Source organism: Neorhizobium sp. CSC1952 (assembly GCF_030378245.1).
GTDB lineage: Bacteria > Pseudomonadota > Alphaproteobacteria > Rhizobiales > Rhizobiaceae > Neorhizobium > Neorhizobium oryzae_A.
Map to the genome: position 1 here is coordinate 4,354,931 of NZ_CP128416.1, position 26,833 is coordinate 4,381,763.

At 63.1% G+C, this 26,833-nt stretch carries 29 protein-coding genes; 18 read left to right on the top strand and 11 right to left on the bottom strand.

Features of this window, described 5'->3' with window-relative positions:
* Nucleotides 1-71: 71 nt before the first annotated feature.
* Genes QTA58_RS21050 through QTA58_RS21080 form a run of 7 tightly spaced genes read right to left on the bottom strand, consistent with a single transcriptional unit; the run spans nucleotide 72 to nucleotide 5,788 of the window.
* Nucleotides 72-398 carry a TfoX/Sxy family protein gene (locus tag QTA58_RS21050; protein ID WP_085424372.1) on the bottom strand — a complete coding sequence of 109 codons (327 nt, stop codon included), beginning with the start codon at nucleotides 396-398 and terminating at the stop codon, nucleotides 72-74.
* 3 nt (nucleotides 399-401) lie between these two features.
* Entirely contained in the window at nucleotides 402-2,036 is a 1,635-nt protein-coding gene (locus tag QTA58_RS21055; protein ID WP_289670650.1) for a molybdopterin-binding/glycosyltransferase family 2 protein, read from the bottom strand.
* 5 nt (nucleotides 2,037-2,041) lie between these two features.
* On the bottom strand, nucleotides 2,042-2,737 hold the full coding sequence (locus QTA58_RS21060; RefSeq protein ID WP_289670652.1) for an XdhC family protein: 696 nt from the start codon (nucleotides 2,735-2,737) through the stop codon (nucleotides 2,042-2,044).
* Entirely contained in the window at nucleotides 2,737-3,063 is a 327-nt protein-coding gene (locus tag QTA58_RS21065; RefSeq protein WP_085424369.1) for an XdhC family protein, read from the bottom strand. The genes QTA58_RS21060 and QTA58_RS21065 overlap by 1 nt, the downstream gene beginning before the upstream one ends.
* Nucleotides 3,060-4,307, bottom strand: a complete 1,248-nt coding sequence (locus QTA58_RS21070; RefSeq protein ID WP_289670654.1) for a VWA domain-containing protein — start codon at nucleotides 4,305-4,307, stop codon at nucleotides 3,060-3,062. The genes QTA58_RS21065 and QTA58_RS21070 overlap by 4 nt, the downstream gene beginning before the upstream one ends.
* 23 nt (nucleotides 4,308-4,330) lie before the next feature.
* Entirely contained in the window at nucleotides 4,331-5,263 is a 933-nt protein-coding gene (locus QTA58_RS21075; RefSeq protein WP_289670656.1) for a MoxR family ATPase, read from the bottom strand.
* Between the two features lie 24 nt (nucleotides 5,264-5,287).
* Complete coding sequence (locus tag QTA58_RS21080) at nucleotides 5,288-5,788, bottom strand: flavin reductase (RefSeq protein ID WP_289673254.1); 501 nt, start codon at nucleotides 5,786-5,788, stop codon at nucleotides 5,288-5,290.
* A gap of 182 nt (nucleotides 5,789-5,970) precedes the next feature.
* Here QTA58_RS21080 and QTA58_RS21085 point away from each other — a divergent pair, with 182 nt between their 5' ends.
* From QTA58_RS21085 to QTA58_RS21110, 6 genes are all read left to right on the top strand, one after another.
* Nucleotides 5,971-7,044, top strand: coding sequence for a branched-chain amino acid ABC transporter substrate-binding protein (locus QTA58_RS21085; protein WP_289670658.1), 1,074 nt, complete (start codon nucleotides 5,971-5,973; stop codon nucleotides 7,042-7,044).
* Nucleotides 7,045-7,105: 61 nt separating this feature from the next.
* Complete coding sequence (gene rpe, locus QTA58_RS21090; protein WP_289670660.1) at nucleotides 7,106-7,810, top strand: ribulose-phosphate 3-epimerase; 705 nt, start codon at nucleotides 7,106-7,108, stop codon at nucleotides 7,808-7,810.
* Nucleotides 7,807-8,544, top strand: a complete 738-nt coding sequence (locus QTA58_RS21095) for a DUF2259 domain-containing protein (protein WP_289670661.1) — start codon at nucleotides 7,807-7,809, stop codon at nucleotides 8,542-8,544. Before rpe ends, QTA58_RS21095 begins: the two co-directional genes overlap by 4 nt.
* An 84-nt stretch (nucleotides 8,545-8,628) precedes the next feature.
* The gene (gene purB, locus QTA58_RS21100) at nucleotides 8,629-9,936 is read left to right on the top strand and encodes an adenylosuccinate lyase (RefSeq protein WP_289670663.1); all 1,308 of its coding nucleotides are present in this window, start codon (nucleotides 8,629-8,631) and stop codon (nucleotides 9,934-9,936) included.
* A gap of 31 nt (nucleotides 9,937-9,967) precedes the next feature.
* Entirely contained in the window at nucleotides 9,968-10,522 is a 555-nt protein-coding gene (locus QTA58_RS21105; protein WP_085424362.1) for an alpha/beta hydrolase, read from the top strand.
* 276 nt (nucleotides 10,523-10,798) lie between these two features.
* The gene (locus tag QTA58_RS21110; RefSeq protein WP_289670664.1) at nucleotides 10,799-13,285 is read left to right on the top strand and encodes an EAL domain-containing protein; all 2,487 of its coding nucleotides are present in this window, start codon (nucleotides 10,799-10,801) and stop codon (nucleotides 13,283-13,285) included.
* Nucleotides 13,286-13,300: 15 nt separating this feature from the next.
* Here the strand turns inward: QTA58_RS21110 and QTA58_RS21115 are convergent, their stop codons facing one another.
* Nucleotides 13,301-13,615, bottom strand: coding sequence for a DUF1476 domain-containing protein (locus QTA58_RS21115; protein ID WP_085424361.1), 315 nt, complete (start codon nucleotides 13,613-13,615; stop codon nucleotides 13,301-13,303).
* Between the two features lie 118 nt (nucleotides 13,616-13,733).
* Here QTA58_RS21115 and QTA58_RS21120 point away from each other — a divergent pair, with 118 nt between their 5' ends.
* The 12 genes from QTA58_RS21120 to QTA58_RS21175 all read left to right on the top strand — a co-directional run bounded on the left by QTA58_RS21120 (nucleotide 13,734) and on the right by QTA58_RS21175 (nucleotide 22,146).
* Complete coding sequence (locus tag QTA58_RS21120; protein WP_289670666.1) at nucleotides 13,734-14,120, top strand: hypothetical protein; 387 nt, start codon at nucleotides 13,734-13,736, stop codon at nucleotides 14,118-14,120.
* Between the two features lie 153 nt (nucleotides 14,121-14,273).
* A complete protein-coding gene (purC, locus tag QTA58_RS21125; protein WP_085424360.1) occupies nucleotides 14,274-15,038 on the top strand; it encodes a phosphoribosylaminoimidazolesuccinocarboxamide synthase in 765 nt (254 codons plus the stop codon).
* A gap of 16 nt (nucleotides 15,039-15,054) precedes the next feature.
* Nucleotides 15,055-15,297 (top strand): phosphoribosylformylglycinamidine synthase subunit PurS, encoded by a 243-nt coding sequence (gene purS / locus QTA58_RS21130; protein WP_085424359.1) that lies wholly within the window; start codon nucleotides 15,055-15,057, stop codon nucleotides 15,295-15,297.
* Nucleotides 15,298-15,314: 17 nt separating this feature from the next.
* Nucleotides 15,315-15,572 (top strand): hypothetical protein, encoded by a 258-nt coding sequence (locus QTA58_RS21135; RefSeq protein ID WP_085424358.1) that lies wholly within the window; start codon nucleotides 15,315-15,317, stop codon nucleotides 15,570-15,572.
* Entirely contained in the window at nucleotides 15,569-16,249 is a 681-nt protein-coding gene (gene purQ, locus QTA58_RS21140) for a phosphoribosylformylglycinamidine synthase subunit PurQ (protein ID WP_289670668.1), read from the top strand. Before QTA58_RS21135 ends, purQ begins: the two co-directional genes overlap by 4 nt.
* 48 nt (nucleotides 16,250-16,297) lie before the next feature.
* Entirely contained in the window at nucleotides 16,298-16,693 is a 396-nt protein-coding gene (locus tag QTA58_RS21145) for a hypothetical protein (protein ID WP_289670669.1), read from the top strand.
* Nucleotides 16,694-16,841: 148 nt separating this feature from the next.
* Nucleotides 16,842-17,411 (top strand): acyloxyacyl hydrolase, encoded by a 570-nt coding sequence (locus QTA58_RS21150; RefSeq protein WP_289670670.1) that lies wholly within the window; start codon nucleotides 16,842-16,844, stop codon nucleotides 17,409-17,411.
* Nucleotides 17,412-17,526: 115 nt separating this feature from the next.
* Complete coding sequence (purL, locus tag QTA58_RS21155) at nucleotides 17,527-19,734, top strand: phosphoribosylformylglycinamidine synthase subunit PurL (RefSeq protein ID WP_289670672.1); 2,208 nt, start codon at nucleotides 17,527-17,529, stop codon at nucleotides 19,732-19,734.
* 121 nt (nucleotides 19,735-19,855) lie between these two features.
* Nucleotides 19,856-20,092, top strand: a complete 237-nt coding sequence (locus QTA58_RS21160) for a BolA family transcriptional regulator (protein WP_085424354.1) — start codon at nucleotides 19,856-19,858, stop codon at nucleotides 20,090-20,092.
* A gap of 7 nt (nucleotides 20,093-20,099) precedes the next feature.
* On the top strand, nucleotides 20,100-20,327 hold the full coding sequence (locus tag QTA58_RS21165) for a hypothetical protein (protein WP_289670674.1): 228 nt from the start codon (nucleotides 20,100-20,102) through the stop codon (nucleotides 20,325-20,327).
* A gap of 144 nt (nucleotides 20,328-20,471) precedes the next feature.
* Entirely contained in the window at nucleotides 20,472-20,807 is a 336-nt protein-coding gene (gene grxD, locus QTA58_RS21170) for a Grx4 family monothiol glutaredoxin (protein WP_085424352.1), read from the top strand.
* Nucleotides 20,808-20,940: 133 nt separating this feature from the next.
* The gene (locus tag QTA58_RS21175) at nucleotides 20,941-22,146 is read left to right on the top strand and encodes a multidrug effflux MFS transporter (protein WP_289673256.1); all 1,206 of its coding nucleotides are present in this window, start codon (nucleotides 20,941-20,943) and stop codon (nucleotides 22,144-22,146) included.
* Between the two features lie 126 nt (nucleotides 22,147-22,272).
* Here QTA58_RS21175 and QTA58_RS21180 read toward each other — a convergent pair whose 3' ends face one another.
* The 3 genes from QTA58_RS21180 to alaS are packed head-to-tail and all read right to left on the bottom strand — an operon-like array spanning nucleotide 22,273 to nucleotide 26,681.
* On the bottom strand, nucleotides 22,273-23,094 hold the full coding sequence (locus QTA58_RS21180) for an inositol monophosphatase family protein (RefSeq protein WP_289670675.1): 822 nt from the start codon (nucleotides 23,092-23,094) through the stop codon (nucleotides 22,273-22,275).
* A gap of 11 nt (nucleotides 23,095-23,105) precedes the next feature.
* Entirely contained in the window at nucleotides 23,106-23,972 is an 867-nt protein-coding gene (gene ttcA, locus QTA58_RS21185; RefSeq protein ID WP_289670676.1) for a tRNA 2-thiocytidine(32) synthetase TtcA, read from the bottom strand.
* A gap of 54 nt (nucleotides 23,973-24,026) precedes the next feature.
* A complete protein-coding gene (alaS, locus tag QTA58_RS21190; protein ID WP_289670677.1) occupies nucleotides 24,027-26,681 on the bottom strand; it encodes an alanine--tRNA ligase in 2,655 nt (884 codons plus the stop codon).
* Nucleotides 26,682-26,833 lie beyond the last annotated feature (152 nt).

A 26,833-nucleotide genomic window follows, 5' to 3' on the forward strand; every position in this document is an offset into this window, starting at 1 on the left:
AATAATAAGCTTCCCTTAGTTTCCGGATCAAGCCGCTAGATTTCGCACTGCAGCGATGATTCGTGCTGCAGTCAGGACTTCGAGTTCGCCCTTACTGCCGCTTCGAAGGCAAGCCGCACCCATTTCCGCATTTCGTCCGGATCGTCGAAGGCTGCCTCCGGCACCGACCAATAGGGCATCGGAACCGGTGTGCCCTTCTTGTTCTCGTAGGTCCATTGACGAGCTCCGGCCGCTTCGAATTCGGGCGCGCTCACGTCATCCGCCTTCAGCATGATCTCGTCGCGCAGATCGATCGCGACGATCAAGCCCTGATGATAGATGCCCTTGCCGCCGAACATGCGGCGGATCGAAACGGGACCGAGCCCTTCGAACATCTCCTCGATGCCGGCATTGTCCATGAGCTACCCCCTCAGCACGCCACCCGCAGCCGTCACCGCCTCGGGCGTATCGACATCGAGATGGGCCGCCGGGCCGATATCGACATCGATGACCGACAGACCGGAATTTTCAATGATGGCGCGCGCACCGACATCGCCTTCGAGTCGAAGCACGGCATCATAGGCGACACGCGGCAGGATGATCGGATTGCCGCGCTTGCCTTCCGACACCGAGCGGACCACCACACCGCCGCCCGCCTCGCGGAAGGCCGCGATCAGCATGTTCACATGGTCCGTCGTGACACCCGGCATATCCGCCAGCATGACGAGGATACCATCCTTTTCGGCCAGTTCCGGCGCCGAAAAGCCGGTCACCAGCGAACCCGCCATGCCCGAGGCGTAGCCGGAATTGAAATGCAGGCGGATATCGAGACCGGCGAGAGCCGCTTCGATCTCCTCGCGGCGATGTCCGGTGACGGCGACGACAGGCGATGCCTGCGAGGCCGACAGGACCTCGGCGCTGCGTCGCACGAGCGGCACGCCGCCGAACTCGGCAAGCAGCTTGTGCGGTCCCTCCTTGCCCATGCGCCGCGCCTGGCCGGCCGCAAGCAGCAACGCTCCGACCGACAATGTCACCTTCTTCTCCGCCGTCGCATCGCGCGGTCGCGGCCGGGTCGGAATTTCCATCAGCAGCCCTCCCACGCCCATGCCGGTGATATCGAAGGAGGTCGGCGTCTCGCCCGCCATCAGCCGGTTCAGCACCCAATCGAACCCGTTCTCCTTGGGGGACCTGGCGCAGCCCGGCGCGCCAAGCACCGGGACCTCGCCAATCCGGCCGAGCACCAGCAGGTTACCGGGATCGACCGGCATGCCGACCTGCTCCACCTCGCCGCCCGCACGCCGGATGGCGGCCGGAATCACGTCGTCCGCATCGGCCACCGCAGAAGCGCCGAAGACGATAACCATAGCCGGCTCATCAATTTCCCGAGACTTAAGCTCTCGCAGAACCTCGGTCAGACGATCGGCGGAATGCGGGATTCGGATCTCTTTTATGAGCCGGCTACCGGATGGCGCGAGCCGTTGCTCCAGCAGCCTGGCCGTGCGGTCCATGACCGAGGCTTTCAGCGACGGAAGCTCGGTCGCGACCAGTGTCACCGCTCGGGGACGGAAGGTTTTCACCTCGAAAGCAACCGCTTCCGACAGAAGCGAGACGGCTTGCGCGACCTTGTCGCCGCCGACCGCCAGCGGAATGATCTTGACGGTCGCCACCATGTCACCCGCGCGCACCGCGACATGATCCGCGAGACAGGCAAGCGTGATCGCCGGATCGATGCGATTCAGCGCGTCCACCACCGCCTTGTCGGCAACAAAAAGGCCGTCGACCCTGGCATAGATGTTGACCCGGCCGGTCGTCGCCTCGGAGAAGCGTAGATTGTCGGGCGCGATCGCACCGGCGATCGTCGCTGCCGCTTCGTCCTCCAGCATGTCGCCCGGGTCGAGCCGGACAGCCACCACGGAGGCGACACCTTCCTCCGACAGCCGGACGATATCGCCTTGCGACAGCACCTGCCCTTTCGGCACCCGGCCGGACGGCAAGCGGATGCTGTGGGCCAGTACCGTGCCCTCCGCTTCGCCGAGCTCAAATGTTCCGTATCGCATCGCGGTCACCCGGTAGTGACGAGGTCGCGGCGGCGGAACGCCTGGACGATCTGGGCAAGCGTCGCGAGCGCGATCTCCGCCGGGCTTGCGGCGCCGATATCAAGCCCGATCGGAGCGGCGATGCGGCCGATCTCGTTGTCGGTGCGGCCCAACTCTTTAAGACGTTCGACGCGTTTCGCATGGGTCTTGCGGCTGCCGAGCGCGCCGACATAGAAGCAGCCGGCCCTGAGCGCCTCCGACAGCGGAAAATCGTCGATCTTCGGATCATGGGTCACGGCCGCAAGCGCGGTATAGGCATCGAGCGGACGATCCTTCAGCACGTCCTCCGGCCAGTCCGCGATGAGTTCGACGCCTTCGAAGCGTTCCTCGGTCGCAAAGGCCGTGCGCGGATCGATGATCGTCAGGTCGTAACCCGCGACCGGCGCCAGCTGCGCCAGTGCCTGGCTGATATGCACCGCACCGATCACCACGATGCGCGGCGGCGGCAGGTGCACGTTGAGAAAAAGCGGTTGCCCTTCCACATCGACCGTGCCGACCTTGCCGCTGCGGAAAGCCTTTACGACCTCCTCACCGAGCGGACCGGGCACCGCATCGCCTTCGAGGATGACCTGCACCTTGTCATCGGAAAGATCCGTCACGACGACAGCGGCCTTGCGGTCGCGCCGGGCGGCGTTCAATTTCACCAATGCTTCGAGCTGCATCAGCCGAGCCTTTCCACATAGACGCGGATGCGGCCGCCACAGGACAGGCCGACGCGCCAGGCCGTTTCGTCGGCAACGCCGAATTCCAGCATCTTCGGCGCGCCGGAGGCGATCACGTCGAGGGCTTCGGTGATGACCGCGCCCTCGACGCAGCCGCCGGAGACCGAGCCCTCGAAATTGCCTTCGCCGTCGATGACGAGATGGCTGCCGGCCGGCCGCGGCGCCGAGCCCCAGGTGTCGATCACGGTGGCGATCGCCACCTCGCGACCGGCTTCCTTCCAGCTCTGCGCGGTGGTCAAGGGATCCAATATTCCGGAAACAGTCATGCGACCCTCCTCATATCCAGATATCGCCGCGGGTCCGCAGCTTTTGTATGATCATCCGACAATGCAATCGCAAGATCGGCAAGCGACTGCAGATTGTGAACGGCGCGAAATTCGTCCACATGCGGCAGCATGGCGCGCACGCCGCGGGCTCTCGCCTCGAAGCCGTCGAATCTCAGTAGCGGGTTCAGCCAGATCAGCCGCCGGCAGGAGCGATGCAGCCGGTCCATTTCCTTTTCCAGTTCCTCGACGCCTTCGCGTTCCAGCCCGTCGGTGATCAGCAGCACCACGGCGCCCTGCCCCAGCACGCGGCGCGACCAGAGCCGGTTGAACTCGGCAAGCGTCGCGCCGATCCGCGTGCCGCCGGACCAGTCGCGCACGGCGTCCGTGCAGCCGGTCAGCGCCTCGTCCGGATCGCGCCGGCGCATCTGCCGGGTCACGTTGGTGAGCCGCGTGCCGAACAGGAAGGTATGCACCCGCGTCCGTTTTTCCGTCAGCGCGTGGAGGAAATGCAGGAAGATGCGCGTGTACTGGCTCATGGAGCCGGAAATATCCGCGAGCACGACCAGCGGCGGCGGCGCCATCTTGCGCTGCCGGAAACGCGGCAGGATGAGATCGCCGCCGCTCCGCATGGCTTGCCGCATGGTTGCCCGCGGATCGATCCTCGGCGGACGGCCCGATGGCCGGAACCGGCGGGTCGTCACCTGATCGAGCGGCAGCGCCAGCTTCCGGAGCTCGCGTCTCGCCTGAGCCAGTTCCGCCACCGTCATCTGGGCGAAGTCCATGCGCTTCAACACCTCGCTGGCGGACGTCGTGAAGCGCGAATCCACTTCGATCTCGGGCGGTTTGCGCCCGGGATTTTCGGGCCGGTCGGCGGTGAGCGCATCGCTGACGCGGGTGGCGCCGGCCCTCTGCTTTTCCCGTTCGCGATTGTCGGCAGCCTTGGGCGACATCATCGCGATCATCTTGCCGACGAGGTCGCGCGAACGCCAGAACAGCTTGAAGGCCTCATCGAAGACCGGCTGATCCTCGTGGCGCTTGACGAAGACGGCCGAGAGCGCTGCGTGGAATTCCTCGCGGGAACCGATGCCGATCGCATCGACGGCGGCGATCGCATCCGCTGCGGTGGCCGGCCCGGTCTTCAAGCCGGCGCGCCGGAGCACGCGGGAAAAATAGACGAGATTATCCGCAAGCCGCCCGTCACCGGCCGAAACCATCGCTCCATCCTCGTCAAACCCTGCAGCCATCGTCTCACCCAGCAGCCATCGTCTCACCCAGCAGCCAGCAGTTCCGCCCTGACTTCGTTCAGCACCCGTTCGCCCTCGCCGCCTTTGATGCGCGCGACATCGTCCTGGTATTTCAGAAGCGTGCCGAGCGCATCTGCGATCGTTTCCGGATCGAGCGCGATCCGGTCGAGTTCGGTCAGCGCCGTCGCCCAGTCGATCGTCTCCGCCACGCCGGGATTCTTGAAGAGGTCGAGCGTCCTGAGCTTCTGGACGTAGGCCACGACCTGCCGCGACAGCGTCTCGGCGCATTGCGGCACCTTGCGGCGGATGATCTCCAATTCCTGCGCCGCATCCGGATAGTCGACCCAATGATAGAGGCAGCGGCGCTTCAAGGCGTCGTGAATCTCGCGGGTGCGGTTCGTGGTGATGACGACGATGGGCGGCTCGGCCGCCTTGATCGTGCCGAGTTCGGGGATCGTCACCTGGAAATCCGACAGCACTTCCAGAAGGAAGGCCTCGAAAGCCTCGTCGGTGCGGTCGAGTTCGTCGATCAGAAAGACCGGTGCCGGGCCGCCCTTCTCCCCCAGCGCCTGCAGCACCGGGCGGCGGATCAGATGCCGCTCGGAAAAAAGGTCGGCTTCCAGCGCCTTGCGGTCCTTGACACCCGTCGCTTCGGCAAGCCGGATGTCGAGCATCTGTGCCGGATAGTTCCATTCGTAGACGGCGGAGGAAATATCGAGGCCTTCGTAGCATTGCAGGCGGATCAAGGGCCTGCCGAGCGCCCTGGCAAGGGTCTTGGCGATCTCCGTCTTGCCGACCCCCGCCTCGCCTTCCAAAAAGAGAGGCCGCTTCATCTTCAGCGCCAGAAAGATCACCGTCGCCAGCGATCGGCCGGCAAGATAATCCTTATCCCCCAGAAGCGCGATCGTCTCGTCGATCGATCCGGGCAGCGGGATTGTGTTTCTTTCGTCCGGCATATGACACCTTCTTCAATCGGCGTTCTACAGTGTGCGAAAACCGCGGTCCAGATAGATGAGCGAGGGGCGTGCCTCACCGAAATGTATCGCCTTTACCTCGCCGAACATCACGAAATGCGTCGAGACCTGCTTGATGTCGGTCAGTCTGCAATCGAAGCTCACGACCGCATCGGCCAGCACCGGCGCGCCGGTTGCAAGCGTCGTCCAGGTGCCGAGCGTAAAACGCTCTTCGGCCGGCACGCCGCTCAGGCCCGCAAACGCGGTCGCCAGGGCTTCATGATGCGCCGCGAGCGAGTTCAGCGCGAAGATGCCGCTTTTGCCGAAGATCGCGTTATTTGCATTGCTGCTGTTCAGGCAGGCCAGCAGGGTCGGCGGATTGTCCGAGACGGAGCAGGCCGCCGTCACCGTGACGCCGCGCCTAACCCCTTCGAATTCCGTCGTCACCACCTGGACATGGCCGGCATAGCGCGCCATGCCGTCGCGGTAGAGGGCGGGATCGAGAAAGGAATGGTCCGGCAAAGGCATCTCGTCAAGGGGCGTCACGGGCATGCGGGACCATGTCAGCCCCATATTCCTATTGGAGATATGGTGGCAAAGAGACTTGATGTCCACGTCGGTTGCGGCTTTTTACATCCCATGGCCGATTCTCTTTGACGCTCGCGGCAGGAGGGCTAAATGTGGCCTGAGCCAAGACTTTCAGGAAAAGCATGACAGCACGACGTTTCATCATCGCCGGTTTGCTGGCTTCGTTTCTCGCGTGCGGAACGGCATCGGCGGCGGTGATCGGCGTCGTGGCGCCCCGTTCCGGCCCTTACGCATCCCTCGGCGCCCAGGTCTTCCAGGGCGCGCGCGCGGCGGCGGAGACGGCCGGCGATACGATCGTCGAGATCGATGAGAACTGCGAAGAAAGCGGTGGCGCCGCCGTCGCCAGGAATCTCATGGATGCAAAGGCAGTCGTTGCGATCGGCTTCCTCTGCGTTGAGACCTTGTCAACGGCGTTGCCGCAACTGAAAGCCGCACAGATTCCGGCCATCAGCATTTCCGTCCGCTCCAGGATCCTGATGGAGGATGCGCTGCGCAACGGCTGGCCCTTCTACCGCATTGCGCCCGTGGATGGCGACGAGGCGGAAAAGCTCTCCGAAACCATCCTGAGCGCTTGGAAGGCGGAGCCGATCGCGCTTGTCGAGGACGGCACGATCTACGGCCGAGAACTTGCGAGCGCCATCCGCCAGCACCTGGAGCCGGCGGGCATCACCCCTGTTTTCACCGACACGTTCCGTCCCGGCCAGGAACAGCAGGTGGCGCTGGTACGCCGGCTCGCGAAGGCGGGTGCGACGCATGTCTTCGTCGGCGGCGACCGCAACGACATGGCGATCATCGCCCGCGACGCGGCTTCGGAAAGCATTCCCCTGACGCTCATCGGCGGCGATGCGATGCGGGCGGCCAACCGTCCCGTGCCGCTGCGCGACGGCGTACTCGCCGTCGCACTTCCGGACTATGCGGCCCTGCCCTCGGCCGCGGCGGCGGTCGCAGCGCTGCGTGCCAGGAACCTCGACCCCGACGGATACATGCTGCAGGCCCATGCCGCCGCCGAACTCGCGCATCAGGCGATCCTGGCCGCCGGCCGCCGGCCTGTGGCGGAAGCCATCGGCAGCGGTTCCTTCAACACCGCCATCGGCCCGATCGCTTTCGATGAGCACCACGAATTGAGGGAAAACCCATTCCGCCTGCTCGAATGGCGCGGATCGGCTTTTTCCCTGTCCCACCCGGCGACCGAGTGACGATTGTTCCCGCAAAGCGGGAATGCTAGAGACGCCGATCAAACCGGAGACTTTTCGAGCCATGACCCTGCCCATCCGCATCGCCCCATCCATTCTTGCCGCCGATTTCTCGAAACTCGGTCAGGAAGTGCGCGATGCCGTGGAAGCGGGTGCGGACTGGGTGCATCTCGACGTCATGGATGGTCATTTCGTACCCAACATCTCCTTCGGACCCGATATCATCAAGTCGCTCCGTCCCCATACGACGGCCTTCTTTGACTGCCACCTGATGATCTCGCCTGTCGATCCCTATCTCGAAGCCTTCGCGAAAGCGGGCTGCGACAGCATTACCGTGCATGTCGAGGCGGGCCCCCATCTGCACCGCTCGCTGCAGACGATCCGGTCGCTCGGCAAGAAGGTCGGCGTCACGCTCAATCCTGCGACACCGCTTTCGGCGATCGAGAATGTCCTGGACGACGTGGATCTCATCCTGATCATGAGCGTCAATCCGGGCTTCGGCGGACAGAAATTCATTCCGGCGATGCTGGAGAAGATCCGCGCCGCCAAGGCGATGATCGGCGCCCGGCCGATCGAGCTCGAGGTGGACGGCGGCATCACGGCGGAGACGATCGGCGCAGCCGCCGCGGCGGGCGCGAATGTCTTCGTCGCCGGCTCTGCGGTTTACAAGGGCGAAGGAATCGCGGCCTATCGGAACAATATCGCGGCACTGAGAGCCCCGGCGGAAATCGCACGGCTCAAAACCGCCGCCAAGGACGGGCGCAGATGATGTCGAGCTTGCGATCTTCGGTTCCGGCATGTGCGGCGATGCTCTTTGCCGGTTCTGCGTCCGGAGCCGATATCTCCAGCATCCATCCGATCGGATTTTCCGCCGACGGTCAGGTCTTCGCCTACGAGGAATACGGCATCCAGGACGGCTCGGGCTTCCCCTACGCCAATATCTACGCGCTCGACCTTGCCAAGGATACCTACCTGCCCGGAACACCGTTCCGGGTCCGGCTCGAAGAAGACGGTGCGACGATCGCCAAGGCGCGCTGGCAGGTCCAGAACGACGCGGAAACGGTGATCGAAACCCGGGAGCTTGCCAATCATCCGGGCGAACTCGTGGCCTTCAATCCGGTCACCGAAGTGGACAGCGATCCGCACAAGCTGCGTTACCGCAGCGTGCCCGTCCTGCCGCCGGTCGGCGAACCCGATACGCTGGTGCTCGAGGAGGTTCCGCAGGCGCTCGATCCGCGCTGCGAAGGCATGGTCGAGAAGATGGTTTCCTTCCGCCTGCGGTTCACCGAGCGGGACGGAAAGCCTGCCGATGACGTGGTCCATGAAGACCAGCGCATCCCGTCCTCGCGAGGCTGCGTCGCGGGTTACCGGCTCGGCGGCATCGTCAGCGGCACGGCCATGGGAGGTGCGACGGTCGAGGTCGCGCTCGTCATGGTCCTGAGCGCCGGGTTCGAGGGACAGGACGGCCGCTGGATCGCCATCCCGATCAAGACCGCACCCTGATCGCCTTTCGCCATTCCAAAACTTGAGCTTGGTGCCGCTTCTTGCTACAGCGGCCCCGACACTCTTTGAGAAAGCCGAAAGCCAATGATCCCCCGCTATTCCCGGCCCGAAATGGTCGCCATCTGGTCGCCCGAGACCAAGTTCCGCATCTGGTTCGAGATCGAGGCGCATGCCTGCGATGCGCTTGCGGCAATCGGCGTGATCCCCAAGTCGGCGGCGGAAACCATCTGGGAAAAGGGCGGCAAGGCCGAGTTCAACGTCGCGCGCATCGACGAGATCGAGGCCGTCACCAAGCACGACGTCATCGCCTTTTTGACCCACCTTGCAGAATTCGTCGGCCCCGACAGCCGGTTCGTTCACCAGGGCATGACCTCGTCCGACGTGCTCGACACGTGTTTCAACGTGCAGCTCGTGCGCGCCACGGACCTTCTGCTTGCCGACATAGACAAGCTGCTCGAGGCCCTGAAGCGCCGTGCCTTCGAGCACAAGGATACGGTCACGATCGGCCGCAGCCACGGCATCCATGCGGAACCGACCACCTTCGGCGTGAAGCTCGCCCAGGCCTATGCGGAATTCGACCGCAACAAGACACGCCTGCTCGAAGCCCGGGAAGAAATCGCGACCTGCGCGATTTCCGGCGCGGTCGGGACCTTCGCCAATATCGATCCGCGCGTCGAGGAACATGTCGCCGCCGCCATGGGGCTGAAGCCGGAACCGGTCTCGACGCAGGTCATTCCGCGCGACCGGCACGCCATGTTCTTCGCGATCCTCGGCGTCATCGCCTCGTCGATCGAGCGGCTGGCGATCGAGATCCGCCACCTGCAGCGCACCGAGGTTCTGGAGGCCGAAGAATATTTCTCGCCGGGCCAGAAGGGCTCGTCGGCCATGCCGCACAAGCGCAACCCGGTGCTGACCGAAAACCTGACGGGCCTTGCCCGCATGGTCCGCTCCTATGCGATGCCGGCGATGGAAAACGTCGCTCTCTGGCATGAGCGGGACATTTCCCATTCCTCCGTCGAGCGCATGATCGGTCCGGACGCGACCGTGACGCTCGATTTCGCGCTGGCGCGCCTGACGAGCGTCATCGACAAACTGCTCATCTATCCTGAAAACATGATGAAGAATATGAACAAGTTCCGTGGACTTGTTCATTCGCAGCGCGTGCTGCTTGCCCTTACGCAAGCCGGCGTCTCGCGCGAGGACGCCTATCGCCTCGTGCAGCGCAACGCCATGAAGGTCTGGGAAGAGGGCAAGGATTTCCTGGAAGAACTGCTCGGCGACCAGGAGGTCCGCGCGGCGCTTTCCGAAGAGGATATCCGCGAAAAATTCGACCTCGGCTATCATACCAAGCACGTCGACACGATCTTCAAGCGCGTCTTCGGCGAAGCTTGATGTTACAGGCCAGCGAACACAGATAGGCGGCATGAAAGCTTCCGAAGCCGATATCCTGATCATCCCCGGCTACACCAATTCCGGACCGAACCACTGGCAGACACGGTGGCAATCGAAGCTTGCCACCGCCCGCCGCGTGGAGCAGGCGGAGTGGTCGAAACCTGTCCGGGAGGATTGGGTGGCGCGGGTCGCCGAGGAAGTGAATGCCTCCATCCGCCCGGTGGTGCTGATCGCCCATTCCCTCGGCATCCCTTCCGCGATCCATGCCATTCCGCTGTTCAGGAAACGGGTCGCCGGCGCTTTCTTCGTGGCTCCGCCGGAACTGGACAACCCCAAAATCCGGCCGAAACACCTGATGACCTTCGGCCCCTACCCGCGCGATCCCCTGCCCTTTCCCTCGCTGACCGTCGCCAGCCGCAACGATCCTTTCGGCTCCTTCGAGCATGCCGACGACATCACGGCGGCTTGGGGCTCGCTGCTCGTCGATGCGGGAGAAGCGGGTCATATCAACGCCGAATCCGGCCACGGCCCCTGGCCGGAAGGCACGATGGTCTTCGCCCGATTCCTGAGCCGGCTGAAACCCTGAAGACGCATGAAAACGGCTTTCCCCGTATTTTCGGGGTGCCGCAATTTGAACTGCAATTTTAAGCCGAGCTTAATGGGCACCTGCTAATGTCCGCACTCGTTTTGCGGTGAGCTTAGTCGTGCCGATGCCGTCCAATGTCCTCTCACGCCCGTCAGAGCCCGTAACCGGGGGCATGATCAGCGTGCTGGAGGCGGTTTTCGAGGCGGTTCCCCTGCCTCTGGCGGCAATCGATCACGCCGGCACCCTGCTGCTCACCAACGAGACCTTTCGGCGCGATTGGACCGATCGTCTCCCTCCCTGTTTCCCGGCCTGCTTCATCCCGACGACATCGCGGCGTTCGATGAAAGGCTCGACGCCCTGAATGCCGGCTCCCTGACGGAACGGCTGGAACTGCGTCTCGTCGATCCCGGCGGATTCCCGCGATGGGCGCTCGTTTCCATCGTGCCGCTCGGCCATGGCATGGAAGGCCAGCTCCTTTTCTGTCTGCACTTTGCCGACATCACCGCGCAGAAGAGACAAATCGAGGAGCTTGCCGAGCGCGAGAGCCGCTGGAACAATGCGCTGGTCAGTTCCGCCTCGGGCGTCTGGGATCATAATTACGCGACCGGCCAGAAATACTATTCGCCGGTATGGCGTCAGATCCGCGGAATGTCGCCGGAGGATCAGCTCGCTTCCAGCACGCAGGAATGGCTGGACCTCGTCCATCCCGACGACCGGGACCGGGTCGTCCACGCGATGGAGCGCCAGAATGCCGGCGATCCGGCCTATGCGGTCTTCGAGTACCGCGAGCGCCACAAATACGGCCACTGGATCTGGATCGAATGCCGTGGCGCCTGCATCGAATGGGACGGCAACGGCAAAGCCACGCGCGTCGTCGGTACCGATACGGACATCACCGCCCGCAAGGCGGCGGAAGAAGCCATGGCGAAGATGTCGCGGCGGCTCGACATGGCGCTCGAGATTTCCGGGATCGGCGTCTACGAATCCGACTTCGATACCGGCGAAGTGGACTGGGACGAGCGGATGTTCCGCATCTACGGCCTGCAGAAAGGCGAGGAAGTCGTCATCGGCGGCCTGTGGGAAAGCTTCCTGCACCCCGACGACGCGGCGCGCGTCCAGGCCAACGTCCAGGCGCATATCCGCGATGGCGAACGTTTCTCCGACGAATATCGTGTCATCCTGCGGGACGGTTCGGAGCGAATCGTGCGCACGCGCACCATGTCCTTCACGGACGGCAACGGCCACCGGAAGATGGTCGGCGCAAACTGGGACGTCACGGCCGATGTGATGCTTCATCGCGAGCTCGAACGGGCCAAGACCCTTGCGGAGGCGCGCAACCGCGAGCTCGAAGCCGCCCGCAGCCGCATCGAACACAATGCGATGCACGACCATCTCACCGATCTGCCGAACCGGCGTTACCTCGACGAGATGCTGGACCGCGTTGCGGCCGAATGCGTCCGCGACGGACAGGGCATCGCCATCCTCCACGTGGACCTCGACCGCTTCAAGCAGATCAACGATACGCTTGGTCACAGCGCCGGCGACATGATGCTCAAGCACGTGGCCAAGATCCTGAAGGGGACCATCCGCAAGGGCGATTTCGTAGCCCGGGTCGGCGGCGACGAATTCGTCATCCTTTCGAAATTCCAGGGGTCGCCGCGCAAACTCTCCAATCTCGCCGAGCGGATCATCAGAGAATTGCGAAAGCCGGTCTCCTACGAAGGGCACGACTGCCGTTTCGGCGCCAGCATCGGCATCGCATGCGAGGCGGCGGCGGATGCCGATGCGCGCCAGCTCCTCCTGAATGCCGATATCGCGCTCTACCGCGCCAAGAACAACGGCCGCAACCGGCACGAATTCTTCTCGGCCGACACCCAGAAGGAGATCATCAGCACCAGGCGCATGTCGGACGAGATATTGCTCGGCCTGGAGCGCAACGAATTCGTTCCCTTCTATCAGCTTCAGTTCGACGCCCGGACGCTTGAGATCGTCGGCGTCGAAACGCTGGCCCGCTGGGTACACCCCGAACACGGCCTGCTCTCACCCGTGAAATTCCTGGAAACCGCGGAGGAACTGGACGTCGTCCCGGCAATCGACGGCATGATCCTCGACAAGGCGCTCGCGGATTTCCGCGAATGGCGGCGGCAAGGCCTCTCGATCCCGAAACTCTCGGTCAACGTCTCCTACCGGCGGCTGCGCGATGCGTCGCTGCCGCGAAAACTCAGGAAGCTGGGGATCGAGCCGGATACGGTCGCCTTCGAGCTTCTGGAATCGATCTTCTTCGACGACTGCGACGAGGAGGTGATGAAGACCCTGGCGCGGATCAGGAGACTCGGCATCGACATCGAGATCGACGATTTCGGCACCGGCCATGCCTCGATCATCAGCCTGCTGCGGCTCAATCCTCGGGCGCTCAAGATCGACCGAGAGCTCGTCCGTCTCGTCAGCCAATCCCAGAAGCAGCGGAAACTGGTCGGAACCATCATCGAGATCGGCAGGTCCCTGAATATCCGGGTCATTGCCGAGGGCGTCGAAACCGCGGAGCAAATCCGCATCCTCCGCGATCTCGGCTGCGACGTGCTGCAGGGCTATGCGCTCGCAAGACCGATGCCCCGGTCCAGCCTTCCGGACTTCATCCGTTCGGGCCGCTGGCGTCTTGCCAGAATTGGGCGGCTCCAGGCCGGGGAAGGCTCCGAGCCGCGGCCAGCCCATTCCCGCGGCCCAAAGGAAAAGCCGCGCCCTGCCGGACGCGGCCCGTCATGAAATCAAGGATGCCGCTTACTGGTTCTCGATCTGGGTGACCGCCTCGGCCAGCAGTTCGACCATCCTGGTGCGGATATCCTGATCGGAGACCGAAACGCCGGCGGCATCGAAATCCTTGCGGAGCTTGCGGAAGACATCCTCCTCACCGGCCTCTTCGAAATCGGCGACGACGACCTCCTTCGCATAGGCTTCGACATCCGCCTTGCCGAGCAGACCGGCCGCCCAGAGGCCGACAAGCTTGTTGCGGCGGGCGAGCGCCTTGAACTTCAACTCCTGGTCCAGGGCGAACTTGTTTTCGAAGGCTTTTTCGCGATCGTTGATGCCGCTCATCTCGGGTCTCCCAAAAGTGACTTTGCCTGGACCCCTTAATCAAAAGATAAGCGAAGCGCAATCGGCATGCCGCCGATTGCGGCGCTTGCAGAAGCGAAATCTCTCACGGAATTGATGGATGCCAAGATCCCTGGGACGCGGATCGCCCACCCCGGATTCCGGTCGGCGGTCCGCGATCGAAAACGGCGGCGCCGGCCACGCCGAAATCATGACGCAATTTGGTGGCTATGTCGCAGGAAACCTTGCCGGTGAGACTGGAAATCACCAGATATTCGGCATGGCTGGCGGCAAGTGGCAATGCGCGATCCGACGCATCGTCGGCCTGCTGCGCGGGAACCGTGCCTGGATTGAAGGTCCGACCGTGGCGGATTTGTCTCTGCGGGCTCCACCCCGATCACAAAGAGCGGAATATCATGGTCCCCTGCTTTTCTTGTTCATTACTGTCCCTTCCGACAGGACACCGCCGTTGCCGGAGCAAAAAACTTCAAGAATCCGTGTAATCTGATGTCGAATGATTCCTGTTCGCTTTCGTCAGGAGTTCTCGCTAGGTCAAGGTTTTGGAGGCCTGCATTGTGAAACCCGTTCTTTTCCGATAAGGGACCGCTCGAACATCATCCATTGCGCCTGCAAGGGGCGCCAACAAACGAGACAAGAAATCATGAACCGTCGCCGCCGTATCTACGAAGGCAAGGCCAAGATCCTGTATGAGGGCCCGGAGCCAGGCACGCTGATCCAGTTCTTCAAGGACGACGCCACCGCCTTCAACAAGAAGAAACATGACGTCATCGACGGCAAGGGCGTTCTCAACAACCGCATCTCCGAATACCTCTTCACCCATCTCAACAAGATCGGCATTCCGACGCATTTCATCCGCCGGCTGAACATGCGCGAGCAGCTGATCAAGGAAGTGGAGATGATTCCGCTGGAGATCGTCGTGCGCAATGTCGCCGCCGGTTCGCTCTCGACCCGCCTCGGCATCGAAGAGGGCATGGTCCTGCCGCGCTCGATCATCGAGTTCTACTACAAGTCCGACGCGCTTGCCGATCCGATGGTCTCCGAGGAGCACATCACCGCCTTCGGCTGGGCGAACCCGGCCGAGCTCGACGACATCATGGCGCTCGCCATCCGCGTCAACGACTTCCTGTCCGGCCTCTTCCTCGGCGTCGGCATCCAGCTCGTCGATTTCAAGATCGAATGCGGCCGCCTGTTCGAAGGCGACATGATGCGCATCATCCTCGCCGACGAGATTTCTCCGGACAGCTGCCGCCTCTGGGACATCGAAACCCGGGAAAAGATGGACAAGGATCGATTCCGGCGTGATATGGGCGGCCTTCTGGAAGCCTATTCGGAAGTGGCGCGCCGTCTCGGCATCATCAATGAGAACGAGCCGATCCGGGGCACCGGACCGGTTCTCGTCAAGTAATCCAAGGGGTGGATCAGTGATCAAGGCACGCGTGACGGTCACGCTCAAGAACGGCGTTCTCGATCCTCAGGGCAAGGCCATCGAAGGGGCGCTCGGCAGCCTCGGCTTTTCCGGCGTCGGGCATGTGCGCCAGGGCAAGGTCTTCGACATCGAGCTCGAAAGCGCCGACAAGGCCAAGGCCGAAGAAGACCTGAAGGCGATGTGCGAGAAGCTTCTGGCAAACACGGTGATCGAGAACTATACTATCGCTCTCGACTGACGGTTGCGGAGTAGGAAATGGTCGAGATCACGAGTGAATTGATGTATGAGCTCTTGAAGAAGCTTCATCAGCGCTTCGACAAGGTCGATCTTGCGATCAGCGAATTGCGCGCCGACCACATGACCTTGAGAGGACAACTTCACGTGCTGCAGGGGGGCGTCAACAATTTGCGCGTCACCGTTGGGCACATTGAAAATCGTCTCGACCGTATCGAAAACCGCCTCGAATTGCGCGAGCTTGCCGAGGCACAGGCAAGGTTTGAACCGCATCCATGAAATCCGCCGTCGTTCAGCTTCCCGGGCTCAACCGCGATCGCGACATGATCGCCGCGCTCACCAAGATTTCCGGCAACGCGCCGGTCACCGTCTGGCAGACCGAGACCGTTATCCCGGATGACGTCGATCTCATCGTCATTCCGGGCGGCTTCTCATACGGCGACTATCTGCGCTGCGGCGCGATCGCGGCGCGCATGCCGGTCATGCAGGCGATCAAGGAGAAGGCCGACAGGGGCGTGAAGGTGCTCGGCGTCTGCAACGGCTTTCAGATCCTGGTCGAAGCCGGCATGCTGCCGGGCGCCCTGATGCGCAATTCCTCGCTGAAATTCGTCTGCAAGGAAGTGAAGCTCGAAGTGGTCAACGCCGAGACGGACTTCACCCGGGCCTACGAAAAAGGCCAGATCATCCGCTGCCCGGTCGCCCATCACGACGGCAACTATTTCGTCGATGCGGACACCCTGGCTTCCATGGAAGACAGCGGCCAGATCGTCTTCCGCTATGCCGAGGGCACCAATCCGAACGGCTCCCTGAACGACATTGCCGGCGTCATGAACAGAAGCGGCAACGTGCTCGGCATGATGCCGCATCCGGAAAACCTGATCGAGGCAGCCCATGGCGGCAACGACGGGCGCGGCCTCTTCGCCTCCGCGCTCGATGTGGTCGCCGCATCCGCCTAAGTCGGTCGCCCTGCCTTAATCCTGCGGAAACCAGATCAGGACGCTTTGATGCCGTTTACTCCTCGCCTGCCCGCCGTCCTCTCCGTTGCCGTTGCGGGCCTGATCCTTTCGGCCTGCCAATCGGGACGCGAAGCGCCGGCGCAGAATCGCGCTGCGCTGCCGACCATGGAGCGCGTGGCGCTCGCCGCCAACACATGCTGGTTCAAATCGCAGGATGCGGCCTTCAAACCCTATCGGCTGGCGCCCGAGCTCAACTCCTTTTCCGGGCGTCCGCGCATCCTCGCCGTTCCGCGCAACAGTCCTGAATCGCGCCCCGTCCTGGTCGTGCAGGCGGAAGGAAATCCCGCCCGCCTCGACGCCTTCGGCCCCTTGATGAATGGTGCGGAAGGCGAGCGGATCAGGCGCGACGTCCTGCGCTGGGCAGGCGGCGCCAACGGCTGCTGACGGCGCAGCGGGAAAGACGATCCCGCCGCATGCATCCCGCAACCGTTGAATATCCCCCCTGATACAGCTTAAGCGAGGCATGGACAGCCGCGCTCTTCCCATCCTACCAATCATTGATGATCGCCAGGCGATTCGGTGAGGTGGGCACATGCTGATGAAATCCCGTTGCCGTCGTGTTTTCCTTTCGTCCGCACTGACCGCAGCGCTCTTCTCCGCGACATTCAATTCGGCAACCGCACAGGAACCGATATTCGATGAGGCCCGCTTCGGCGTGCTTGCCTCGATCGATGACGGGCATCATGAAGACGGCGTGTTTGCGACGGGCATGCTCTTCTTCGATCCCTGGAGCCATGACGAAGCGCAAGGCATCGACAAGCTCCTGCGCCCGCGAATTCATGTGGGCGGAAGTCTGAGCACCGCCGACGAGACCAGCCAGGTCTATGCCGGTTTATCGTGGACCGCCGACCTCACCGATCGGCTGTTTCTCGAAGTGGGTGTCGGCGGAGCAATTCACGACGGCGATCTCGATGACGACGGCGGATCAGGTCCGGCACTCGGCTGCCGCCTGCTCTTTCACGAATACGCGGCAGCGGGCTTCAAGCTCACCGACAACTGGCGCATCGCCGCGCAGGTCGAGCACTCCTCCCATGCGGAGCTCTGCGATGGCCCGAACGACGGCCTGAGCCATGCCGGGGTCATGCTGGGCTACAAATTCTGAACGCCTCCTGTGAGGAAATCGCCGGATGTCGAGGGTGCAGGCATTTTCCTGTCGCGCCCCTGCCTCACATGCGTTAAAGAGCGGCCAAGCTCGGCCCTTCAATCCAGAGAAGATCATGACCATTCCGAACAGCATCGCGATCACTCCCGAACTCGTCGCCTCGCATGGCCTGAAGCCCGACGAATATCAGCGGATTCTCGATCTGATCGGCCGTGAGCCGACGTTCACGGAACTCGGCATCTTCTCAGCCATGTGGAACGAGCATTGTTCCTACAAGTCCTCGAAGAAGTGGCTGCGCACGCTGCCGACGAAAGGACCGCGCGTCATCCAGGGACCGGGCGAAAACGCCGGCGTCGTCGATATCGATGACGGCGACTGCGTCGTCTTCAAGATGGAGAGCCATAACCACCCCTCCTATATCGAGCCTTATCAGGGTGCTGCGACAGGTGTCGGCGGCATCCTGCGCGACGTCTTCACCATGGGCGCGCGCCCGGTCGCTGCGATGAATGCCCTGCGCTTCGGCGCGCCGGACCATCCGAAGACCAAGCACCTCGTCTCCGGCGTCGTCGCGGGTGTCGGCGGCTACGGCAATTCCTTCGGCGTGCCGACGGTCGGCGGCGAAGTGGAATTCGATCCGCGCTACAACGGCAACATTCTCGTCAATGCCTTTGCGGCGGGCCTCGCCCGCACCGATGCGATCTTCTATTCGAAGGCCGAGGGCGTCGGCCTGCCCGTCGTCTATCTCGGCGCCAAGACCGGCCGCGACGGCGTCGGCGGCGCCACCATGGCGTCCGCCGAATTCGACGAGTCGATCGAGGAGAAGCGTCCCACCGTGCAGGTCGGCGACCCCTTCACCGAAAAATGCCTGCTCGAAGCCTGCCTCGAACTGATGGCGACCGGCGCGGTCATCGCTATCCAGGACATGGGTGCCGCCGGCCTCACCTGCTCTGCCGTCGAAATGGGCGCCAAGGGCGACCTCGGCATCGAACTCGACCTCGACAAGGTGCCGGTGCGCGAAGACCGCATGAGCGCCTACGAGATGATGCTTTCGGAAAGCCAGGAGCGGATGCTCATGGTGCTGAAGCCGGAAAAGGAAGAGGAAGCCAAGGCGATCTTCGTCAAATGGGGCCTAGATTTCGCGATCGTCGGCAAGACGACCGACGATCTCCGCTTCCGCGTCCTCCACCAGGGCGAAGAAGTCGCCGACCTGCCGATCAAGGAACTCGGCGACCAGGCTCCGGAATACGACCGGCCCTGGATGCAGGCGAGCGGCCGCGCCCCGCTGCCCGCCTCTCAGGTCGCCGCTCCCGCGGACTACAACGAAGCACTGCTGAAGCTGGTGGGCTCCCCGAACCAGTCGAGCCGCCGCTGGGTGTGGGAACAATACGACACGCTGATCCAGGGCAATTCGCTGCAGCGTCCGGGCGGAGACGCCGGGGTCGTGCGCGTCGAAAATCATCCGACCAAGGCGCTCGCCTTCTCCTCCGACGTGACGCCGCGCTATGTCGAAGCCGATCCGTTCGAAGGGGGCAAGCAGGCGGTCGCCGAATGCTGGCGCAATCTTGTCGCCACCGGCGCCGAGCCGCTTGCGGCGACAGACAACCTCAATTTCGGCAATCCGGAAAAGCCGGAGATCATGGGCCAGCTCGTCGGCGCCATCAAAGGCATCGGGGAAGCCTGCAAGGCCCTCGATTTCCCGATCGTCTCCGGCAACGTCTCGCTCTACAACGAGACCAACGGCGTCGCGATCCTGCCGACCCCGACGATCGCCGGCGTCGGCCTCCTGCCCGATTGGCAGAATATGGCAAAGATCGGCTCGGCACGAGAAGGCGACAGGCTGATCATGATCGGCACGGACGGCAGCCATCTCGGCTCCTCGATCTATCTGCGCGACATCCTCGACACGATCGACGGCCCGCCGCCGCCGGTCGATCTCGCCGCCGAACGTCGCAACGGCAATTTCGTCCGTTCGATCATCCGCAACGGTCAGGTAAGCGCCTGCCACGATATTTCATCGGGCGGTCTTGCGGTCGCGCTTGCGGAAATGGCCATGGCCTCCAACAAGGGCATGAAGGTGAGGCTCAACGAGCAGCGCGGTCCCGCGCATGCCCTGCTCTTCGGGGAAGACCAGGCCCGCTATGTGATCGCCGTTCCCGCCGACCTTGCCGATTTCGTGCAGGCGAGCGCCGAAAGCGCCGGCGTGCCTTTCCGCCCGCTCGGAACCGTTTCCGGGGACAGGCTGGTGATCGACGATCTCGTCGACGTGCCGGTCACCGATCTTGCCAACGCGCATGAAAGCTGGTTCCCGGCCTTCATGGCCTGATCGAAAGCAAACGGTCGAAAGCTGTGCGATCCCGCTTTGACCACGGAGCGGCTTTGAGGCACTCTGTCGAAAACAAGGGTTCCGCGGTTTCGATTCCGCGGCGGAGAAAAGGGAAGACACCATGGCTATGAGACCCGGCGAAATCGAAGATCTGATCAAGGCGGGCATTCCCGGCGCCAGGGTCACCATCCGGGATCTTGCCGGTGACGGTGATCACTATGCCGCCGAAGTGGTGGCGGAACAGTTTCGCGGCAAAAGCCGCGTGCAGCAGCACCAGATGGTCTACGAGGCGCTGAAGGGCAATATGGGCGGCGTTCTGCATGCGCTGGCATTGCAGACATCGGCTCCTTCGGATTGATACGGCGATGTCCAGCCTGATTAACGAACTCGTCACCGGCATCGTAGAGACCGCCATGAAGGAGCTTCTGAAGAAGTCCCATGGCCGCACGGCCACCAAACGGAAGAAGCGGCAGACGCGCTCGGCGACATCGGGACGCTTCGTGAAGACCCGCACCCGTGCGGCAAAACCCGCCAGGAAGCAGGTTAGCCGCCGGCGGACGACTGCAAGCCGCAGCAGGCAGCGCAGCCGCTGATCCGCCTCCGAGGAAAACCGCTGCGATGTCGGGCGACAACCGCGGGCGTCGGACTATTCTGCTGGAATTCCGGGAGACAGGTTGCTATCTAAGGGGAATAATGCAGCGCAGCGGTCCTTGAAACCGCATGTGAAAGGATAGGATATGAGCGGAGTTCACGATTTCATCGACAACGAAGTGAAGACGAACGATGTGGTTCTCTTCATGAAGGGCACTCCCCAGTTCCCGCAGTGTGGGTTCTCGGGCCAGGTCGTCCAGATTCTCGATTATCTGGGCATCGACTACAAGGGCGTGAACGTGCTCGCCGACGCCGAAATCCGCCAGGGCATCAAGGATTATTCCAACTGGCCGACCATTCCCCAGCTTTACGTGAAGGGCGAGTTCGTCGGCGGTTGCGATATCGTCCGCGAAATGTTCCAATCGGGCGAGCTGCAGACTCACCTGCAGGAACAGGGAATCGCCGTCCGCGGCGCGGCCTGAAACATCCCGGACCTAGGGCCGGGCTCAAAATCGAAGACCTTTTCAAGGCGCCGCTCCCAACGGCGCCTTTGCCATTGTTTAGGAAATCGCTGTGACAAATCCTTCACAAACGACCGCACCCCGACTGCGTGAAATGGGCCGGGCCGAATTCATCGCAATGATGGCGATGCTGATGGCGCTCAACGCGCTCGCGATCGACATCATGCTTCCGGGACTGCAGGAAATCGGCGCATCGCTCGGCATCGAGAACGAAAACCACCGGCAATACGTCGTCTCCTCCTATGTCTTCGGTCTGGGCATCGCCCAGCTCTTGTACGGGCCGCTCTCGGATCGCTTCGGCCGCCGCAAACCCATGCTGTTCGGCATCGGCATCTACATTATCTGCTCGATCGGCATCGTCGTCGTCCCCTCCTTCGGCGCCCTGCTCGCGCTTCGCTTCATCCAGGGTGCCGGCGCGGCAGCGACCCGCGTCATCACCGTCTCGATCGTCCGCGACGTCTATGGCGGACGCGCCATGGCCGAAGTCATGTCGCTGATCATGATGGTCTTCATGATCGTGCCGATCATCGCGCCCGGCACCGGCCAGCTCATCATGTTCGCCGGCAACTGGCACCTGATCTTCCTCTTCATTGCCATCGTGTCGCTCGCGATCGGCTTCTGGACATATGCCCGCCTGCCCGAGACGCTCGATCCGGCCGATGTGCGCCCGTTCACCGTGTCGTCGATCCTCGACGCCTTCCGGATCGTGCTCACCAACCGAATTGCGCTCTGTTATACGATCGCCAGCACCTTCATCTTCGGGGCGCTGTTCGGCTTCATCAATTCGGCGCAGCAGATCTATGTCGGCATCTACGAGCTCGGCATATGGTTTCCGGTTGCCTTCGCGGCCGTTGCGATCTTCATGTCGACCGCATCCTTCCTGAACGCCCGCTTTGTCGGACGCTTCGGAATGCGGCGCCTGTCGCACGGCTCGCTCATGGGGTTCATCCTCGTCACCTTCCTGTGGCTGCTGGTGCAGGTCTTCGGACCGCAGCCCATGCCCGTCCTGCTGTTCCTCGCCTTCTTTTCGCTTGCCATGTTCCAGTTCGGCTGGATCGGCGCGAATTTCAATTCGCTCGCCATGGAACCGCTCGGCCATGTGGCCGGTACCGCCTCCTCCGTGCTCGGGTTCATGAGCACGGTCGGCGGCTCGATCATCGGTGTCGTGATCGGCCAGGCCTTCAACGGCACGGCCCTGCCGTTGGTCGCCGGCTTCTTCGCCGTGTCCATCATCGGCCTGATCTTCGTGCTGATCGGCGAAAAGGGTGAACTCTTCCAGCCGCACAATCCGCGGATATGAAATCCCGCCCTCCGCGGAACGGGACGTGTCCGCGGAGGTGATCGGCCGGGCAGGCTTTTGAGCGCGACGCCGCGCTCTTCCGGCCGACCGTGCCTGCTTGCCGCAGCGTGCTTTCCGGAAAGCACTCTAGCCGATGATCTCCCGGCGAAGCATCTGCCAGCTTTCCCTGTCGGTCGCGAGCAGAAGCCCGCCATCGACATGGCTCGGCCTGTACGGCGAGCCGTCGAACCGTGCCGCGTAGCCGCCGGCCTCGACCGCGATCAGCGTGCCGGCCAGATGGTCCCAGGGCATCAGCTTGTTGTAGAGCACGAACTGTACATGACCGCCCGCGAAGGTGCGGTATTCATGCGCCGAGCAGCGATAGTTCGCAAAGAAACGGACCTTTGCCAGATTGCCGAGGATGCGCTCGCGCACGTCGCCGAAGAAATATGCCGGCGAAGCCATGCCGACCATAGCTTCGAGCGGCGCGGAGCGGGCGACGGAAAGGCGGATCGCTTCGCCGTCCGGTCGTCTGAGGAAGGCGCCGGCGCCCCTTTCCGCCATGACCCAGTCGTCGCCCATCGGATCGTAGATGATGCCTGCCACCACCTCGCCTTTCCAGACGACGGACGCCATGACGCCGAAGGCAGGAATGCCGGAGGCGAAGTTGAACGTGCCGTCGACCGGATCGACCACCACGGCGAAATCCGCATCCGCAAGCCTGCCGAGCAGCGCCGGATCGGCGGCCACCGATTCCTCGCCGACGAAGAGCGCGCCCGGCGCCATTGCCTCGACCTCGCGCCGGATCAACCGTTCCGCGGCCTCATCCGCTTCAGTGACCAGATCGACCGGCTCGCTCTTTGCACGGACGTCGCCGTCTGCGAGCCTGCGGAAGCGCGGCAGAATTTCGGATTTGGCGGCAAGGCGCAAAAGGTCGGCGAGCTTCGTCACGTCGAGCGGAAGGGTCATCTTGGAAAGTCTCAGGTTCTGGAGGCGGCTTCGAGGCCGGAAAAATCGAAAAGTTTCGGATCGAGAAGATGGGATGGATTTACATGGGCAAGCGCGCGCAGCATGGCATCCTTGCGCCCCGGCATACGCGCTTCGATCCCGGCCAGCATCTCCTTCATCGCATTTCGCTGCAGGCCGTCCTGGGAACCGCAGAGATCGCACGGAATGATCGGGAACTGCATGGCGGCAGCGAACTTCGCGAGATCGTCCTCGGCGCAGTAGGCCAGCGGACGCAGCACCATCAGATCGCCCTCGTCGTTCAGCAGCTTCGCCGGCATGCCGGCAAGCCGCCCGCCATGGAAGAAATTCATGAAGAAGGTTTCGAGGATATCTTCGCGGTGGTGGCCGAGTACCAGCGCATCGCACCCCTCCTCCCGGGCAATGCGATAGAGATTGCCGCGCCGAAGCCTCGAACAGAGCGAGCAATAGGTGGCGCCTTCCGGCACCTTTTCCTTCACGATGGAATAGGTGTCGCGATATTCGATGCGGTGCTTCACGCCTATGGAGGCAAGATAATCGGGCAGGATGTGTTTCGGGAAATTCGGCTGACCCTGATCGAGATTGCAGGCGATCAGCTCGACCGGCAGCAGCCCGCGCCATTGCAGGTCGAGCAGCACGGCGAGCAGCGAATAGGAATCCTTGCCGCCGGAAAGCCCTACCAGCCAGCGCTTCTGCCCCTTCAGCATCCCGAAATCGTCGAAGGCCTGACGCACCTGCCGGAGCAGGCGCTTGCGCAGCTTGTTGAACGAGACGGAACCGGGCGCATCGCGGAACAGCGCCGGCACGAGACCCTCGACGGCCTCGTCCAGCTCATCCTCAAACCTGGCATTCATGCCCATTCGTCTTCCTCAAAAACCGAAAAGCGGGCTGCACCCCGCTTCCCCGATCAATCGTCAGGCGCCGAGCGCGGCCGCCACCGCCTCCAGCGCCTCGTCCGCTTTCGCGCCATCGGGACCGCCGGCCTGGGCCATGTCCGGCCGGCCGCCGCCGCCCTTGCCGCCCAGCGCCACGGAGGCGACGCGCACCAGATCCACGGCGCTGAACCGGCCGGTCAGATCCGGCGTCACGGCGACGACCGCGCTCGCCTTGCCGTCTTCCGAAACGCCGATCAGGGTCACCACGCCTGAGCCGAGGCTTGCCTTGCCTTCGTCGGCAAGCCCCTTCAGGTCCTTGGCGTCGATGCCGGTCAGCGCCTTGCCCATGAACTTGACGCCGGCAACTTCACGGACATCTCCGGCCGGGCCGCGCTCACCGCCGCCCATGGCAAGCCGCCGCTTGGCATCCGCCAGCTCTCTCTCGAGCTTGCGACGCTCGTCGATCAGTGCCTCGACGCGCGACACCACCTCGCCCGGCTGCACCTTCAGCGCGCCGGCAAGCGTCTTCACACGCTCGTCCTGCTCGGCAAGATAGGCGCGCGCCGCTTCGCCCGTCACGGCTTCGACGCGGCGGACGCCGGCGCCGACGGCGCTTTCTCCGAGGATGCGGACCAGGCCGATATCGCCCGTCGCGTTCACATGCGTGCCGCCGCAGAGTTCGACCGAATAGGGCTTGCCGGCCTTCGGCCCTTCGATCGCCTTGCCCATGGAGACCACACGGACCTCGTCGCCGTATTTCTCGCCGAACAGAGCCATCGCGCCTTCAGCGATCGCATCGTCGACGCTCATCAGGCGCGTGTTGACCGGCGCGTTCTGCAGGACGATGGCATTCGCCATATCCTCGACCTTCTGCAGCTCCTCCGCCGTCATCGGCTTCGGATGCGAGACGTCGAAGCGTAGGCGCTCGGGCGCGACCAGCGATCCCTTCTGCGCGACATGCGTGCCGAGAACCTCGCGCAGCGCCTCATGCAGGAGATGGGTGGCGGAATGGTTCGACCGCAGGCGCGAGCGGCGCTCGTGATCGACCGTCAGCGCCACGGCGTCGCCGACCTTCAGCGTGCCCTCGGCGACCTTCGCGGTATGGACGAACAGGCCCTCGCCCTTTTTCTGCGTGTCCGTGACGTTGAGCTTCGCATCGTCGGTAGCGATCACGCCGGTATCGCCCATCTGACCGCCGGATTCGCCGTAGAACGGCGTCTGGTTGACGACGATCTGCACCTGATCGCCGGCCGAAGCGCTGTCGACCGCCTTGCCCTCGCGTACGATCGCCTGCACGACGCCTTCGGCCGTTTCCGTGTCATAGCCCAGGAATTCGGTTGCGCCGAACTTCTCCTTGAGCTCGAACCAGATGGTTTCGGTCGCCTTGTCGCCGGAACCTGCCCAATGCGAACGGGCCTCCGCCTTCTGGCGCTCCATGGCATCGGTGAAGCCGGCCAGGTCGACGCCGATCTCGCGGGCGCGCAACGCATCCTGCGTCAGGTCGAGCGGGAAGCCGTAGGTGTCGTAGAGTTTGAAGGCCGTCTCGCCATCCAGCATGTCGCCCTTGCCGAGCGTGTTCGTCGCGTCGGAGAGAAGCGAAAGGCCGCGTTCGAGCGTCTTGCGGAAGCGCGTCTCTTCCAGCCTCAGCGTTTCGGAGATCAGCGCCTCGGCGCGGACCAGTTCCGGATAGGCCCGGCCCATTTCCTGCACCAGCGCCGGCAGGAGCCTGTACATGACCGGCTCCTTGGCGCCCAGCAACTGCGCATGGCGCATGGCGCGGCGCATGATGCGGCGCAGAACATAGCCACGCCCTTCGTTCGACGGCAGAACGCCATCGGCGATCAGGAAAGCCGAGGAGCGCAGATGATCGGCAATGACGCGATGGCTGGCGCTGCCTTCCGCCTTGACGCCCATGACATCCTCGATGGTCCCGGTCAGCGTGCGGAACAGGTCGGTATCGAACACGCTCTGGACACCCTGAAGAATGCAGGCCATGCGCTCGAGGCCCATGCCCGTGTCGATCGACGGGCGCGGCAGGAGCATACGCTCACCCGGCGCCGTCTGGTCGAACTGCATGAAAACGAGGTTCCAGAATTCGAGGAAACGGTCGCCATCCTCTTCCGGCGAGCCGGGCGGACCGCCCCAGACGTTCTCGCCCTGGTCTATGAAGATTTCCGAACAGGGGCCGCAAGGGCCGGTATCGCCCATTTGCCAGAAATTGTCGGAGGTCGGAATGCGGATGATCTTGTCGTCGGAGAAACCGGCAATCTTCTTCCAGAGCACGGCCGCTTCTTCATCCTCGGAATAGACCGTCACCAGCAGCCGGTGCTTGGGAAGATCGAAACCTTCGGTCACCAGTTTCCAGGCCAGTTCGATTGCCCGTTCCTTGAAATAATCTCCGAACGAGAAATTGCCGAGCATCTCGAAGAAGGTGAGATGGCGGGCCGTATAGCCGACATTGTCGAGATCGTTGTGCTTGCCGCCGGCGCGAACGCATTTCTGCGAGGTCGTCGCAGTCGAATAGGAGCGGCTCTCCAGACCCGTGAAGACGTTCTTGAACTGCACCATGCCGGCATTGGTGAACATCAGCGTCGGGTCGTTGCGCGGCACCAGCGGACTGGAGGCCACGACCTCGTGTCCGTTCTTTCGGAAATAGTCGAGAAAGGTCGACCGGATTTCATTCACGCCGCTCATGCTACGCCCTTTTTACCGCCGGATGCGGTCCTGTTATTCGAAAACCAAAGGCTTGTATCGCCCGCGCTCCCGGCTGTCCAGACGAACGAGAAACCGGCCGCTCATCTTTCGATGGGCAGCCGGCTCGAAAAGCAAGCGGCCGGAGAAGCTCC